The sequence below is a fragment of the Candidatus Pelagibacter sp. HIMB1517 genome (assembly GCF_052047895.1).
Lineage (GTDB): Bacteria > Pseudomonadota > Alphaproteobacteria > Pelagibacterales > Pelagibacteraceae > HIMB114.
Genome location: NZ_JBNAIW010000008.1, coordinates 58,242 through 71,512, shown reverse-complemented (window position 1 = coordinate 71,512; position 13,271 = coordinate 58,242). Strand labels below are relative to the sequence as shown.

Here is a 13,271-nt window from a genome sequence, read left to right as displayed (position 1 = left end):
ATATTTAATTTTATTATCCAAAACATATTTAAAAAAAAATTTAGAAATTTTATTTTTAATAAGTATTTTTTTTATATTATCATTACAGACTATATGTCCTTTTTTTTTCAAGTTTTGTCTAAAAAGTTTTAACTTTGAATTTAAATAAGCTTTCATTGATTTATGATAATCTAGATGATCTTGAGAAAAATTTGTAAATACAACTCCCTTGAATTTTAATCCATTTAATCGATCCTGATCTAGACCATGACTTGATGCTTCTAAAATAACTGTTCTAATTTTTTTTTTATTAATAAAATTTAAAAAATTATAAATATCCAGGTTACTGGGTGTTGTTAAATTATTTTTTTTTCTTTTTTTGTTATAAAAATATCCAAGAGTTCCAATGTTTGCACAAGATTTTTTATTTAAAATATGTAATTGATAAAAAAAATTAGCAACTGATGTTTTTCCATTTGTACCAGTTACGGCAAAAATATTTTTAGGTATTTTTTTATATTTTTTTTTTATTAATGATAAATATAAACTTCTAATATTTTTAGAAATAATTGAGTTGCGATAATTTACTTTTATAGATGAAAAAATTAAACTTGGTTTTTTTTTAATTATACTTTTTAAAAATGGGTTTATTTTTTTTGAATTAGATAAAAAATCAAAAAAAACATCATTTCTTTTTAAAAGTCTAGAATCTACACAAAAATTTTTATTTATAATTTCTTTAATCTTCATTAATTCAATTTTGCATAATCATTAATTTTTAATGTGTTCAAAATTGGACCTATTTTTTTTATAATTTGTCCATTTATATAACCTGCATTCCATCCAGATTCTCTTCTATTATGGCCCCATAGTTTTGGCGCTCCTTTTGGTTCATCCATAATTACTGTTAAAACATATAAATTTTCATCTACGTCAAACGCAGAAACAAAAACATTCAATATTTCATTGGAATATCCTTTGCCTATATTTGAAGGTTTTTCTGCAGTACCTGTTTTTCCCATTACATTATATCCATGAATATCTGCTTTTCTTCCACTGCCTCCTCTGATGTAATTATTATCAACGTTTGTTCTTAAAATTTTTTTTATTATCTTGCTGTTTTCTTCTGAAATTATTTTATTTTTAATTTTAGTTTTTTTATTTTTTAGCAAAGTTGGCTCTAAAAGATTCCCACCGTTAATTATTGAGGCATATGCCCTAGTTAACTGTAAGGGAGTGGTATTTATTCCATGTCCATATCCTGCAGTAAGCGTTCTGCACTTTCCCCACCTTTTTTTTGTAGAAGCAGAAACCTCTGGTAATTCAATTCCAGAATAATCAAAAATCTCAAGCTTTTCTAAGAAGTTTTGATAAGTCTCTAATCCAGAATCCTGGATTATTCTTATTGTACCTATATTTGATGACTCAACTAAAATATCATTTACAGATAAATTTTTTTTATCTTTTGAATATTTATACTCTTTAATAAAAAATTTTCCGCAGGCAACTTGGCTTGGTAAATTTTTATAAACTTTATCTCTCGTTATTTTTTTTTGTTCTAGGGCATTTGCTATTACAAAAGTTTTAAATACAGATCCTAGCTCGTATAGACCTTTTGAGTTTTTATTAAATAAATTATCCTTATTTTTTAATTCAGATCTATCATTTAGATTATAATCTGGCAGAGATACCATTGATAAAATTTTTCCACTGCCCGCATCCATTAAAACTGCTGATGCTCCTTTGGCGCTAAAAATATTTATACTATCTAATAAGGTTTCACGAATTATGAATTGAACCCTCTGATCAACTGAAAGAACTATAGGAATATTAATTTTTTTTTTATCTAATATTTCATCATTCAGAAACAATTCAATACCAGATATACCCTGTTGATCTGTATCAACATTCCCAAGGATGTGCGAAAATAAGTTTTTATCTGGATAAATTCTAGTTTCATTTTCAACAAGCTCCAAAGATGGTTCCCCTAAACTTAATGCATTATTATACTCTACAGGACTTAAATTTTTCTTAATTACATGAAATGATTTTTTGTTAAAATTTTTAATTTTTTTAAGGTCAACCTCAGGAAATTTAATACGTAATTTTAAATTTAAATTATTAAAATTTTTAATTTTTTTTGTTCTAATCAAAAGATCATGTGTTTTAATAGAATAAGCTAATAAATTATTATTTTGATCAACTATTGATCGTCTTTTTAGTTCTTGCTTTATATAATTATCCTTTAAACTTAATTCTTTTTTATCAAAGCCTAAAAAAATAAGCTTTGATAATGTCAAAAAGCTCAAAAGAAGAAAAAATGAAATTATAACGTTTATTCTTATATCTAAATTTTTATTTTCCTTTTTTTGATAAATACTTTCATCAAAATATAAATTAAGTTGATTATTTTTTTTCATTAAGTTCTAAATATTCAATATTTTTTTTTTCAAAAAAGATATAATCTTTACCAAGATATTTGTTTGCTAATTTTTTTATATTTTCTGGTGATTTTAAAAATATATTTTCTTTTAACTCTAACTCATTACCTTTTCGTAACTCGTAAATAACTTCTTTTTTTTTAGCTATTTTTTCTTCTAAATTTTTAGATTTATTTTTATAGAAATTTGTAAAAGAAACTCCAAAAACTAATAAAATCAACGGTATAATAAAACTTTTAAACATATAACTCTTCTAAAGAAAAATATTTTTCCATATCTAAATCTGATCTCTTTAAACTAAAATCAGGTTTACAAATTTTAGTAAAAGCTCTTAGTTTTGCTGAACGAGAGCTTGGATTTACATTAACCTCCTCTGAATTTGGTTTAAGAGCTTTGTTAGTTAAAATTTTAATAGGCATTTTTTTAATATCTGAGTCTTGTGGTAAGTATCTCGAAGTTGAAGTTTTTTTTCCATAAAAATTTATTATTTTTTTAACAAGAAGATCTTCAAGAGAATGAAATGTAACAATAATAATTGTTGAGTTTTCTTTACAGTTTTCAATTATAAATTTTAATGATTTGTATATTTCTAATAATTCTTGATTTACAATCATTCTTAATGCTTGAAAAGATTTTGTTGAAGGATGAGTTTTATTTTTTTTAAATTTAACAGTTTCTATAATTTCAGCTAATTTTTTGCCTGATGATATATTTTTGTTTCTTCGTACATTAATAATTTTGTTTGCAATTTTAGAAGCGAATTTTTCTTCACCAAAAAATTTTAAAATATTCTTTAAATCCTTTTCAGAAACTTTTTTAATTAATTCCTCTGCATCTAGATCTGTTAAACCCATACTCATACTTAAACTATCATCTGAACTGAATGAGAACCCACGTTTCATATCTTTCAATTGAAAGTGCGAAACGCCAAGGTCAAAAATAAAATAATCTATTTGATTTATTTCTTTTACTTTATGTATTTCAGAAAATTTTAGATTTTTAAAAACAAATCGTTTTAAATATTTTTTTTCTAACTTTTTTGCAAATTGAATAATTTCAATATCTCTATCTATAGCGATAACTTTTGAATTCGAATATTTTTTTAAAATTTCAGAAGAATACCCGCCTCCTCCAAAAGTACAGTCTAATATTAATTTATTATCTGAAAGAAAATTAGTGACTTCTCTCAACATCACTGGATAATGTTTTATTGTATCCAGCGACATTGAGCATAATCTCTAATTAGTTTGTCTTCTTAAAAATGCAGGGATCTCAAGATCATCCTTATCGTCAAAATTAATATCAGACAAATCCGCATCAATTTCATCGGCTAATGATTTTTCTTGATCATGATCTCTTATCTCTTCATCTCCAGTGAATAGCTGTGGAGCAGCATTTTCGGTTTCTATATTATTATTTTCACTTGTATTTTCTTCTATGTTTAGTGAAGACTGTTCCTCAATGGAGCTTGCATCGAGACTATCAAAATTTTGATCCTCACTAGTAAAATCCTCCGCAACAGAATTGTCTATAGGAGCGCTTTTTTGTAACTCCTCATAATTTGTGTTGATTTCATGAGTAACATTCTGCTCTGTTTTATAGATAGAGTTAACATCCAATGCATTTGAGCCTGAAATAGGTACTGAATGATTAGTTGTTGCACTGGCCATAGGAGCGTTACTTAAATTAGCTTGATGACCATTTTGTGTAAACGCTTGTTGGCTATAATTTGAATATGGTGATTGTGCATTATTAAATAGATTTGGTCTTGAGTAACCATGATTTCTATTTTGAACAACACTTAAAGTTGGTTTGTTTTTTACAACTTCTCCACCTAATCCTGTAACAACAATTGAAACTCTTACTTTGCCATTCATAGATTCATCAATAGTTGAACCGATTAAAATATCTGCAGTAGGATCTACCTCAGCTCTAATTTTATTTGCCGCTTCATCTACTTCAAATAAAGTAATATCATTTCCACCAGTTATATTTACTAGTAAACCTTTAGCTCCTTTAAGAGTATAATCGTCAATCAAAGGATTATTTATAGCAGCTTCAGAGGCAAGCTCTGCTCTTTTTTCTCCTTCTGCCTCTCCAGTTCCCATCATAGCTTTTCCCATTCCGCTCATGATAGTTTCAATGTCAGCAAAATCCAAATTCATTAATCCAGGTTGTACAATCAAATCTGTTATTCCTCTTACGCCGTGCATTAAAACATTATCAGCCATTCTAAATGCTTGAGGAAATGTTGTTTTATCATCTGCGATTTTAAATAAATTCTGGTTTGGAATAATTATGCTCGTATCAACAACTTTAGAAAGATTTTCTAAACCTGCTTCGGCAACTCTTATTCTACCAGGTCCTTCAAACATAAAAGGTTTAGTAACAACCGCTACGGTTAAAATATTTAAATCCTTTGCAGCCTTTGCAATAACTGGTGCTGCACCTGTTCCTGTACCACCTCCCATTCCAGCAGTTACAAAAACCATATTTGCACCTTGTAATAAATTAATTATTTCATTCATTGACTCATCGGCAGCTGCTTGTCCAATATCAGCTTTTGCACCAGCACCTAAACCTCTTGTCAAATTAGCACCTAGTTGAATTTTACAATCAGCTTTATTCTTTTTTAAATCTTGTGCATCTGTATTTGCGGCAACAAACTCGACACCTTGGATACCAGAGTCAATCATATTGTTGATTGCGTTTCCTCCTGCTCCTCCAACTCCTAAAACTACTATTCTTGGTTTTAATTCTCTTAATTCAGGTGCTGTTATATTTATTGCCATCGTTTTCTCCTTTTTTAGTTTGATTGTTTCCATTTCAGTTCTGATCTTTTTAAATTTGCTTTTTTTCTTGCGTCATCACTGAATTTTTTAAATAAAGTTGGCTCCCACATCTGAAATGTTTTTCCTTGACCAACAAATAAAACTTTTTCTGTTATTTTAGAGTGCTCTAATAATTTTTCATTTAAAGTAATTCTTCCATCGCCATCAAAATTAAGTTGAGAGCTGTTTGCTAAGATTGATGTAGAAAAGATATCTCTATTTTCTTCAAAAGGATTTAGTGTATCAATTGTTTCAATAATTTTTTCTAGTCTGTCTTGAGGACAAAACTCAATAGATGAATTTGTAAAAGATGGGTAACAAACAACTGCGTTATAACCAAGGGCCGATAAATGAGATCTATAAGCTGCAGGCACGGACACCCTTCCTTTTTTGTCTAGTTTGTTTTCGTAAGTAGAAATAAACATTTAATATATTCATCAAATTCCCATTTATGGGATTACATGGGAATATATGGTTTTTAATAAATAGTCAATTTATATTCAACTTTTAGTTGTTCTTATATTGTTCTATTTATAATTGAATTTGCTAGTTGGTCTATAAGCTGGGTTCTGTCATTTAAAATGGTAATTTATCTCGGCTGATTATTTCTAAACAGCTCCAGCAACCAACCCGGATAGCTAACTTAGGATGTTTGATCAAAGATCGTGCTATCCCTATTTGGTCTTGCTCCAAGTAAGGTTTTCCATGCCCTTTTTATTACTAAAAAGGCGGTGAGCTCTTACCTCACCGTTTCACCCTTGCCTTGATTAGGCGGTCTATTCTCTGTGGCACTATCTCTAGGATTTCTCCCGCCAGGAGTTACCTGGTACTTTTTCCTATGGAGCCCAGACTTTCCTCTCTATTATAATAGAGCTACCATTCAACCAACTAGCAGGATGCTTATAGTCAAAAAACAAGTAAAATCAATGCTTTTTGGTAAGTTTATGATTATACAATATTTTCCAGGGAAATTTCGGACCTGGATCAGTCTTTCTACCAGGAGATATATCTTCGTGTCCAAGAATATAACTGGGTTTGATCTTGTATTTTTTTTTAAGGTTTTTCAAAATCTTTATTAACGCAAAAATCTGTTTATTAGGAAAATTTTGAAACCCTTTGTTTACCAATTCAATTCCAATTGATTTAGAATTTAAATTAATGTCTTTACCCCATTTTGATTTTCCAGCATGCCAAGCAACATCTTGGTCTTGAACCATTTGATAGATTTTGCCGCCTCTACTAATTAAATAATGGCAGCTAACTTTTGCAACTTTTGATTGTAATCTTTTAATCGCAGATTTCTGGTCCTTCATGCCTGTATAGTGAATTATTACATACTTAATTCTTCTATCTTTTAATTTTTCAAAGTTTTTACTAGGTTTTTGCGTTATTTTTAAATGCATTAATTGCCTTTTTTTACTCTAGTTTTAGCTACAAATATCACTATATACTCGCACAAATATAAAAAAATGAAAAAATTTTTAAACACTTTATTAGTTGCATCAGTAATAACACTGACGCCCACAGTTTCTTTTTCAAAAACTGAGGATTGTTTTGAACCAGTCAACAGAGCCGTTTTTTCATTTAATATGGGGTTAGATAAAATTATTTTTAAACCAGTTGCAAAAGGTTATTCATACCTACCTAACCCAGTGAAAACTGGAGTGAAAAATGCAACCAATAATGTTTCCTATTTTGTTCAAATTCCAAATCAATTTCTTCAAGGTAAATATAAACAAGGCATAAATGATACTGGAAGATTTTTAATTAACACAACTGTTGGAATACTTGGAATATTTGATCCAGCATCAAAACTAGGAATTAAAAAAAATGAAAATGAAGACTATGGCCAAACTCTTGGAGCCTGGGGTGTTGGACACGGATGTTATGTGATGTTGCCTGTTCTAGGGCCTGCAACTTTAAGAGACGGTATTGGAAAAATCGGCAATGCAATGCTTGATCCTTTTTATTTAAGTACAGTTGGAGATAAAGAAATGTTACTTGGAAATAACTTGGGAGACGGAACCTACTGGGGTGAAACAGCCCTTGATAAAACAAATTGGCGAGCTGAAAATCTAAATACACTAGATAATTTAGAAAAAAATTCTGTAGATCTATATGCATCGGTTAGAAGTTTATACCTTCAAAGAAGAGACTATTTAACCAATGATGGTAAATCTTCTGATGAAGATCAATGGAAAGATTTCAAATAGTTTTTAAAATCAATGCTAAGAAAAATCTTTTTTTTAAATATATTTTTCTTTATCACTTTATCTTTTAATAGTTACTCATTTGAAAAAGAAGCTGAACAACTTGTTCAATCAACAACTGATAATGCTAAAAAAATTATCCTAGATTCAAATATTAAAATAGATGATAAAAAAAAGAAAATTGAGGCTATTGCTTTGGATGTTGTCGATGTGGATGGTTTAGGTCGATTTACCCTGGGGTCTTCAAGAAAAGACTTGAATGAAACTCAGTTAAAAAAATACACAGAGGTATTTAGAGTTTTTTTTGCAAAGAATATATCAAGTAGATTGCAAAATTATAGTGACCAAAATATAAAAGTTACTGGATCAAAAAGAGTAAGTGATAACTACGTTTTAGTAAATTCAAAAATGGTATCTAAAAAAGACAATCAAGAAATTAAAATTGACTGGAGAGTTTTCAATATAAATAACAAGTTAGTTATTAGAGATTTAGTTGTAGAGGGTTTAAGCTTAGCAAAAACTCAAAGGGAAGAATTTGGCTCAATATTAGCTAGTAAAGGTTTTGATGGTTTAATGGCTAATCTAAACGATTTTATTTCAAAGAATTAGCTTTATAGCCTTTTTGCAAAATCATTAATCCTAGTATTGTAATAACTAAAGATACAATCATATTTTCAGTAAAACTTTCATTTAAAAATATCCAACTAAAATATACTCCAAATATTGGGATTAATAATGAAACTTGAGACATGAATACAATTCCATTATCAAAAATTAATTTTATTCTCATCATAAAAGCTAAGGCAGTACTAAAAATACCTAAATAAATTAAGCTTATTAAACTTTTTAATTTGAATTGACTGTAATCATAAGTAGCCATTTCATAAATGCAGAATGGAGCTAGAATTAAAGTTCCACAAGACATTGATAGTAGAGAAATTGTTTGATTTTTAAATTTATTATATCTTTGTATAAATACCGCGCCGATAACATAGCTAAGAGACGCCATCATTACTAAAAAGACTGAATAAAAGCTGCTCGATTGATTTAAATAAACTTGGTCATAAACTAAAATAAAAACACTAAAAAAACCAGTAACTGTTCCTAGAATTTTAAATTTATTAAATTTATCGTGTCCTAATAAATTAGATAAAATAATTGCATAAAAGGGGCCTGCACCCATCAATAATGCGGCGAGGCCACTGCTCATACCGTCAATACCAAGAGCTATTAATGAAAATGGTATAATATAATTAACTATTCCAATTAAAAAAAATACGTAAAAATCTTTTGTAAAAATTGGACTATAATCAATTTTTTTGTAAAAAATAGAGATTAAAAATAAAAATATAGCTGCAAAAAATAACCTACCTGCGGTTAAAATATAAAAATCAAAACTTTCTAAAACAATTTTATAATTAAAAAAAGCAGACCCCCAAATTGAAGCTAATATAAAAAGAAGGATATAGCTTTTAAAATTTGGTTTTGTCATTATTTAATGGTGGGCCCGGAGGGATTTGAACCCCCGACAACCCCGTTATGAGCGGGGGGCTCTAACCAACTGAGCTACAGGCCCGGAATATTTTGTTATTACACTAATGATAACAAAAATAAATAAATTATTTTAATTATCCAAGAAACTTTTTAATTGCCTAGATCGACTTGGGTGTTTTAGTTTTCTTAATGCCTTTGCTTCAATCTGTCTGATCCTTTCTCTAGTAACAGAAAACTGCTGGCCAACTTCCTCGAGAGTATGATCTGTATTCATGCCAATACCGAATCTCATTCTCAACACTCTTTCTTCTCTTGGAGTCAAAGAAGCCAAAACTTTGGTCGTTGTATTTTTTAATGCAGTTTGAACCGCAGCATCTACGGGTATTAATGCATTTGAGTCTTCAATAAAGTCACCAAGAGTACTATCCTCTTCGTCTCCGACTGGAGTTTCTAATGACACTGGTTCTTTTGCTATCTTTAAAACCTTTCTAACTTTTTCTAGCGGCATTGCCAATTTTTTTGATAGCTCTTCTGGTGTAGGCTCCCTTCCAAACTCACTCATCATTTGTCTTTGAGTTCTTACAATTTTATTTATTGTTTCTATCATATGAACTGGAATTCTAATTGTTCTAGCTTGGTCAGCAATTGATCTTGTAATGGCTTGCCTTATCCACCATGTTGCATATGTTGAAAATTTATATCCCCTTCTATACTCAAACTTATCTACTGCTTTCATTAAACCAATGTTGCCTTCTTGAATTAAATCTAAAAACTGCAAACCTCTATTTGTATATTTTTTTGCAATCGAAATAACTAATCTAAGGTTCGCCTCAATCATTTCTTTTTTTGCAATTCTAGATTCTCTTTCTCCTTTTTTAATTTTATTCACTAAAATTCTGAAATCTGAAATTGACATCCCAATATTGTCACTGAGCTCAATAAGTTTATCTTTTAAATTAGCAAAAAGTTTTTTTTCTTTAGTAAAGAAAGCTAACCAACTTTTTTCTTCACTTAAAAATTTTTCAAAATTTGGATTTAGCTCGTTACCTACATAAAATTTAATAAAATCATCCCTAGAAATACCATGTTTATTTGCCGCTCTCATTAATTCACCATCGTAAGAAAGGATCTTTTTATTTTCAGCATAATTTAGGGCAACCAAATCTTCTTGTGTAACTTGGTTAAGCTGAAGTTTCAAAAGTTCTTCCATAATTTCTTTTTTTACCTTTTCGTAACTTTTCTTTTTACTGTCGCTAAATGCTTGATTTTTTAAAACACATTCAAGCTTATCTCTTTGGTAAGAAATTAGTTTTTTATAATTTTTTGTAATCCTGCTAAAAGCTTCTAAAATTTTTGGTTTTAACTCAATTTCCAATGACGCTAGAGATATATTAAATTCATCATCGTCATTACTATCTTCTGATTCAGTGTCTATATTCGGATTTTTTTCTTTAGCTTCTTTTTTGCTTTTCTCTTTAATTGACTTTGCTAATTTTTCATCATCAATAAAATTCGTATCTAGATCAATAATATCTCTTACAAGCATTTCATTGTTAATTAATTTCTCTTCCCAATCGAATATTTTTTTTGCAGTGATTGGACTTTCTGATAATGAACTGATCATTACATATCGACCAGACTCTATTCTCTTAGCAATTGCTGTTTCACCTTCACGTGAAAGAAGTTCTACACCACCCATTTCTCTTAGATACATTCTTATTGGGTCATCGCTTCTTTCAACTGTCTTTGTTTGCTTTGCAGTTTCAGACTCTTGTTTTTTTACTTTAAAATCAGATTTATTTTGGACTAGGGTAATTGCTTGATCAAAAATATGTACTAATGCTGTGTCTAAACTTTCAACATTACTATTTCTTTTACCTAAAGATTTTTGTAACTCTTCATAAGTTATAAAACCTCTATTCAGGCCTTTCTCAACAAGTCTTTCAAAGGATTTTGATATTAATTTTTCCACAATAGTTGCTGGAATTTATATTTTTTTAATAAAAAATAAATGGAAGATTTTTAACATTTTTAGCTATTTTTTAGAGATAAGTACTGATTATAACTAGCCTCATCAGGGTTCTTTAGTAACTCCGACTCAAGACTAGAAATCTGTTTATTTTTTTTGGCAACATTTAATTCGTCAACATAGTCATTGAAAAAGTTTGAGTAAGACTCTTCATTAAGATTAACAATAATACTTTTGTTATTTGAATACATTTCAATTTTTTTTATAAAAGAGGCAAAGTTTATTGTTAATTTTTTTCTTAAATCCTCTTTTGTTTTAACATTTTCATTTACTAATGAATTGATAAGTTCAGATATAAATATATTACTTTCTTTAAAATTAAATTCTAAAAGCGATATATCTTCAATTTTATTTTCACTAAATTCTGGATAATTTAATATTAAATTAATGAAAGATAACTCTACTATTTCTTCTTTAGAAAGCATTAATCGTAAACTTGCTTTTTTTATCTCTTCCTGACTTTGAGAATTATAATTTTTCTTCTTAATAATATTTTCAAAAATTTTATTTTTAAACGCACTTTTTATATATTTTTTTGAAATTTGATCTTCAATTTCATCAGCTAAATTAAATAACTTTTTTTCTAACAAAGCAATATCTGAAGGTTTTGATTTATTAACTCCTAATGCATGATGTTTAAAAATAACATCTGCTAAATCTTTACTTTGACTTATTAAAGAATTGAAACCTTCTTTACCAAATTGATTTACAAAATCATCTGGATCTTGGCTGTTAGGAATTTTTGCAAAATAAATATCTTTTCCTGGTTTTAATATTTTTAAAATTCTTTCTGCGGCACGATAAGAAGCATCTATTCCACTTTGATCACCATCAAAACAAATAATAATTTTATCAAAGTTTTTCCAAGCTAAGCTTATCTGGGAAGTTGTCATTGCAGTACCTAAAGTGGCAGAAACATTTTTTATTCCTTTATTATACAAAGACACTACATCCATATATCCTTCAACAAGAATTAGGTTATTTGAATTTAAACTTTCTTTTTTTGCATTATTTAAATTAAACAAATTAAAACCTTTTTTAAAAAAATTTGTTTCAGGAGAATTTATATATTTTGCCAAAGCATTTGCTAAAACTGCTCGACCTCCGCAACCAATAAAATTATTGTAATAATTTTGTATCGGAAAAGTAATTCTATTTTTAAAACGGTTAACTAATTCATCTGTACCGTCTTTTTTATAATACATTCCAGATTTTATTAATTCATCTGAAGTAAAACCATTTTCAAAAAGTTTATTTTGTATCTTTTTACTATTTTCACAAAAACCTAATTTGAAATAATTTATAGTTTCAATTTTTAAACCTCTATCAATCAAATATTTAAGATGAGTATCTTTATATTGAGAAAATAAATCTTCTTTGCATTGGTTAAAATAGATTTCAAATAATTTTTGAATTCTCAAATTTTCTTTTTCAATTTTTTCATCTTCTTTTGTAAAACGATATGGTTGCATTCCAGCTCTTTGAGCAAGCATTTTAACCGCTTCTCCAAAATTTAAATTTTCTAATTTCATAATGAAATCAAAAATATTTCCATGTTCCGCTGTACTAAAACAATGATAAAACCCTTTTTCATCATTGACAGTAAAGGAGGGAGTTTTTTCATTTTTAAAAGGAGAGAGCCCAATAAATTCTTTTCCTCTTTTTTTTAAATTAACTTTTAATCTAACTACATCAGAAACTTTTAACCTATTTCTAATTTCATCAATGTAAGTTTTTGGGTACTTCATTAACCTTTAAGCTTATCCTTTAATATCTTGCCGGCTAAAGAAAAATCCATTTTGCCCAAATATTTTTCTTTTAATGCTGCCATTACTTTTCCCATATCCTTAAGGCTTGATGCTCCAATATTTGATATTGCTTCATTGCAAACTTTCTCAACTTCTTCTTGGCTGAGCTGTTGTGGCAAAAATTCTTCTATGATTTTTATTTCAGTATTTTCTTTATCAACTAAATCTTGTCTACTTGCTTTTTGATACATTTCTACTGACTCTTTTCTTTGTTTTAGCATTTTATTTAAAATAGAAATCATATCTTCATCTGTAACTTCTTTCTTATCCTGAGTTCTTTTCTCGATTTCTTTGTCTTTTTTTGCTGATACTATTGCCCTCAAGGTAAGCACTCGATCACTTTGCTTGCTTTTTAGCGATTCACTTAAAGCGTTGTTCACATTTTCAAAAATTGTCATGACGATTATTTAATTTAGTTTCTTGACGAGTGTAAGACTTTTTCATAATTAACGCCAAAGTTTTTTTGTAAACTTTGATTC

Annotated in this window: 13 protein-coding genes, 1 tRNA gene and 1 other RNA gene; 2 read left to right on the top strand and 13 right to left on the bottom strand. The window is 28.4% G+C overall.

Going from position 1 to position 13,271, the window contains the following annotated elements; all coding sequences use genetic code 11:
- The 8 genes from ACTTAT_RS05015 to ACTTAT_RS04980 all read right to left on the bottom strand — a co-directional run.
- Window positions 1-729: Mur ligase family protein (locus ACTTAT_RS05015; RefSeq protein WP_440679983.1), on the bottom strand; the 729-nt coding region annotated here is incomplete at its 3' end.
- Window positions 729-2,399: a peptidoglycan D,D-transpeptidase FtsI family protein gene (locus tag ACTTAT_RS05010; protein ID WP_440679982.1), complete on the bottom strand. Its 1,671-nt coding sequence runs from the start codon at window positions 2,397-2,399 to the stop codon at window positions 729-731. The genes ACTTAT_RS05010 and ACTTAT_RS05015, both read right to left, overlap by 1 nt.
- Window positions 2,386-2,664, bottom strand: a complete 279-nt coding sequence (locus tag ACTTAT_RS05005) for a hypothetical protein (protein ID WP_440679981.1) — start codon at window positions 2,662-2,664, stop codon at window positions 2,386-2,388. The genes ACTTAT_RS05010 and ACTTAT_RS05005 overlap by 14 nt, the downstream gene beginning before the upstream one ends.
- The gene (gene rsmH, locus ACTTAT_RS05000; RefSeq protein WP_440679980.1) at window positions 2,657-3,646 is read right to left on the bottom strand and encodes a 16S rRNA (cytosine(1402)-N(4))-methyltransferase RsmH; all 990 of its coding nucleotides are present in this window, start codon (window positions 3,644-3,646) and stop codon (window positions 2,657-2,659) included. Before rsmH ends, ACTTAT_RS05005 begins: the two co-directional genes overlap by 8 nt.
- Window positions 3,647-3,658: 12 nt before the next feature.
- Entirely contained in the window at window positions 3,659-5,212 is a 1,554-nt protein-coding gene (gene ftsZ, locus ACTTAT_RS04995) for a cell division protein FtsZ (protein WP_440679979.1), read from the bottom strand.
- 14 nt (window positions 5,213-5,226) lie between these two features.
- Window positions 5,227-5,676 carry a division/cell wall cluster transcriptional repressor MraZ gene (locus tag ACTTAT_RS04990; protein ID WP_440679978.1) on the bottom strand — a complete coding sequence of 150 codons (450 nt, stop codon included), beginning with the start codon at window positions 5,674-5,676 and terminating at the stop codon, window positions 5,227-5,229.
- Between the two features lie 117 nt (window positions 5,677-5,793).
- Window positions 5,794-6,143, bottom strand: an RNA gene (gene rnpB, locus ACTTAT_RS04985) — RNase P RNA component class A.
- A gap of 31 nt (window positions 6,144-6,174) precedes the next feature.
- Window positions 6,175-6,654: an N-acetylmuramoyl-L-alanine amidase gene (locus ACTTAT_RS04980; RefSeq protein WP_440679977.1), complete on the bottom strand. Its 480-nt coding sequence runs from the start codon at window positions 6,652-6,654 to the stop codon at window positions 6,175-6,177.
- 66 nt (window positions 6,655-6,720) lie between these two features.
- Here ACTTAT_RS04980 and ACTTAT_RS04975 point away from each other — a divergent pair, with 66 nt between their 5' ends.
- Both ACTTAT_RS04975 and ACTTAT_RS04970 read left to right on the top strand, forming a co-directional pair.
- The gene (locus tag ACTTAT_RS04975) at window positions 6,721-7,464 is read left to right on the top strand and encodes an MlaA family lipoprotein (RefSeq protein ID WP_440679976.1); all 744 of its coding nucleotides are present in this window, start codon (window positions 6,721-6,723) and stop codon (window positions 7,462-7,464) included.
- A 12-nt stretch (window positions 7,465-7,476) separates the two neighbouring features.
- Entirely contained in the window at window positions 7,477-8,070 is a 594-nt protein-coding gene (locus ACTTAT_RS04970) for an MlaC/ttg2D family ABC transporter substrate-binding protein (RefSeq protein ID WP_440679975.1), read from the top strand.
- Here the strand turns inward: ACTTAT_RS04970 and ACTTAT_RS04965 are convergent.
- The 5 genes from ACTTAT_RS04965 to ACTTAT_RS04945 all read right to left on the bottom strand — a co-directional run bounded on the left by ACTTAT_RS04965 (window position 8,054) and on the right by ACTTAT_RS04945 (window position 13,190).
- The gene (locus ACTTAT_RS04965; RefSeq protein ID WP_440679974.1) at window positions 8,054-8,953 is read right to left on the bottom strand and encodes a DMT family transporter; all 900 of its coding nucleotides are present in this window, start codon (window positions 8,951-8,953) and stop codon (window positions 8,054-8,056) included. The genes ACTTAT_RS04970 and ACTTAT_RS04965 overlap by 17 nt on opposite strands.
- A 7-nt stretch (window positions 8,954-8,960) precedes the next feature.
- A tRNA-Ile gene (locus tag ACTTAT_RS04960) sits at window positions 8,961-9,037 on the bottom strand.
- Window positions 9,038-9,085: 48 nt separating this feature from the next.
- A complete protein-coding gene (rpoD, locus tag ACTTAT_RS04955; protein ID WP_440679973.1) occupies window positions 9,086-10,927 on the bottom strand; it encodes an RNA polymerase sigma factor RpoD in 1,842 nt (613 codons plus the stop codon).
- A 59-nt stretch (window positions 10,928-10,986) separates the two neighbouring features.
- Window positions 10,987-12,732 carry a DNA primase gene (gene dnaG, locus ACTTAT_RS04950; protein ID WP_440679972.1) on the bottom strand — a complete coding sequence of 582 codons (1,746 nt, stop codon included), beginning with the start codon at window positions 12,730-12,732 and terminating at the stop codon, window positions 10,987-10,989.
- The gene (locus tag ACTTAT_RS04945) at window positions 12,732-13,190 is read right to left on the bottom strand and encodes a GatB/YqeY domain-containing protein (RefSeq protein WP_440679971.1); all 459 of its coding nucleotides are present in this window, start codon (window positions 13,188-13,190) and stop codon (window positions 12,732-12,734) included. The genes dnaG and ACTTAT_RS04945 overlap by 1 nt, the downstream gene beginning before the upstream one ends.
- Window positions 13,191-13,271: the final 81 nt, after the last annotated feature.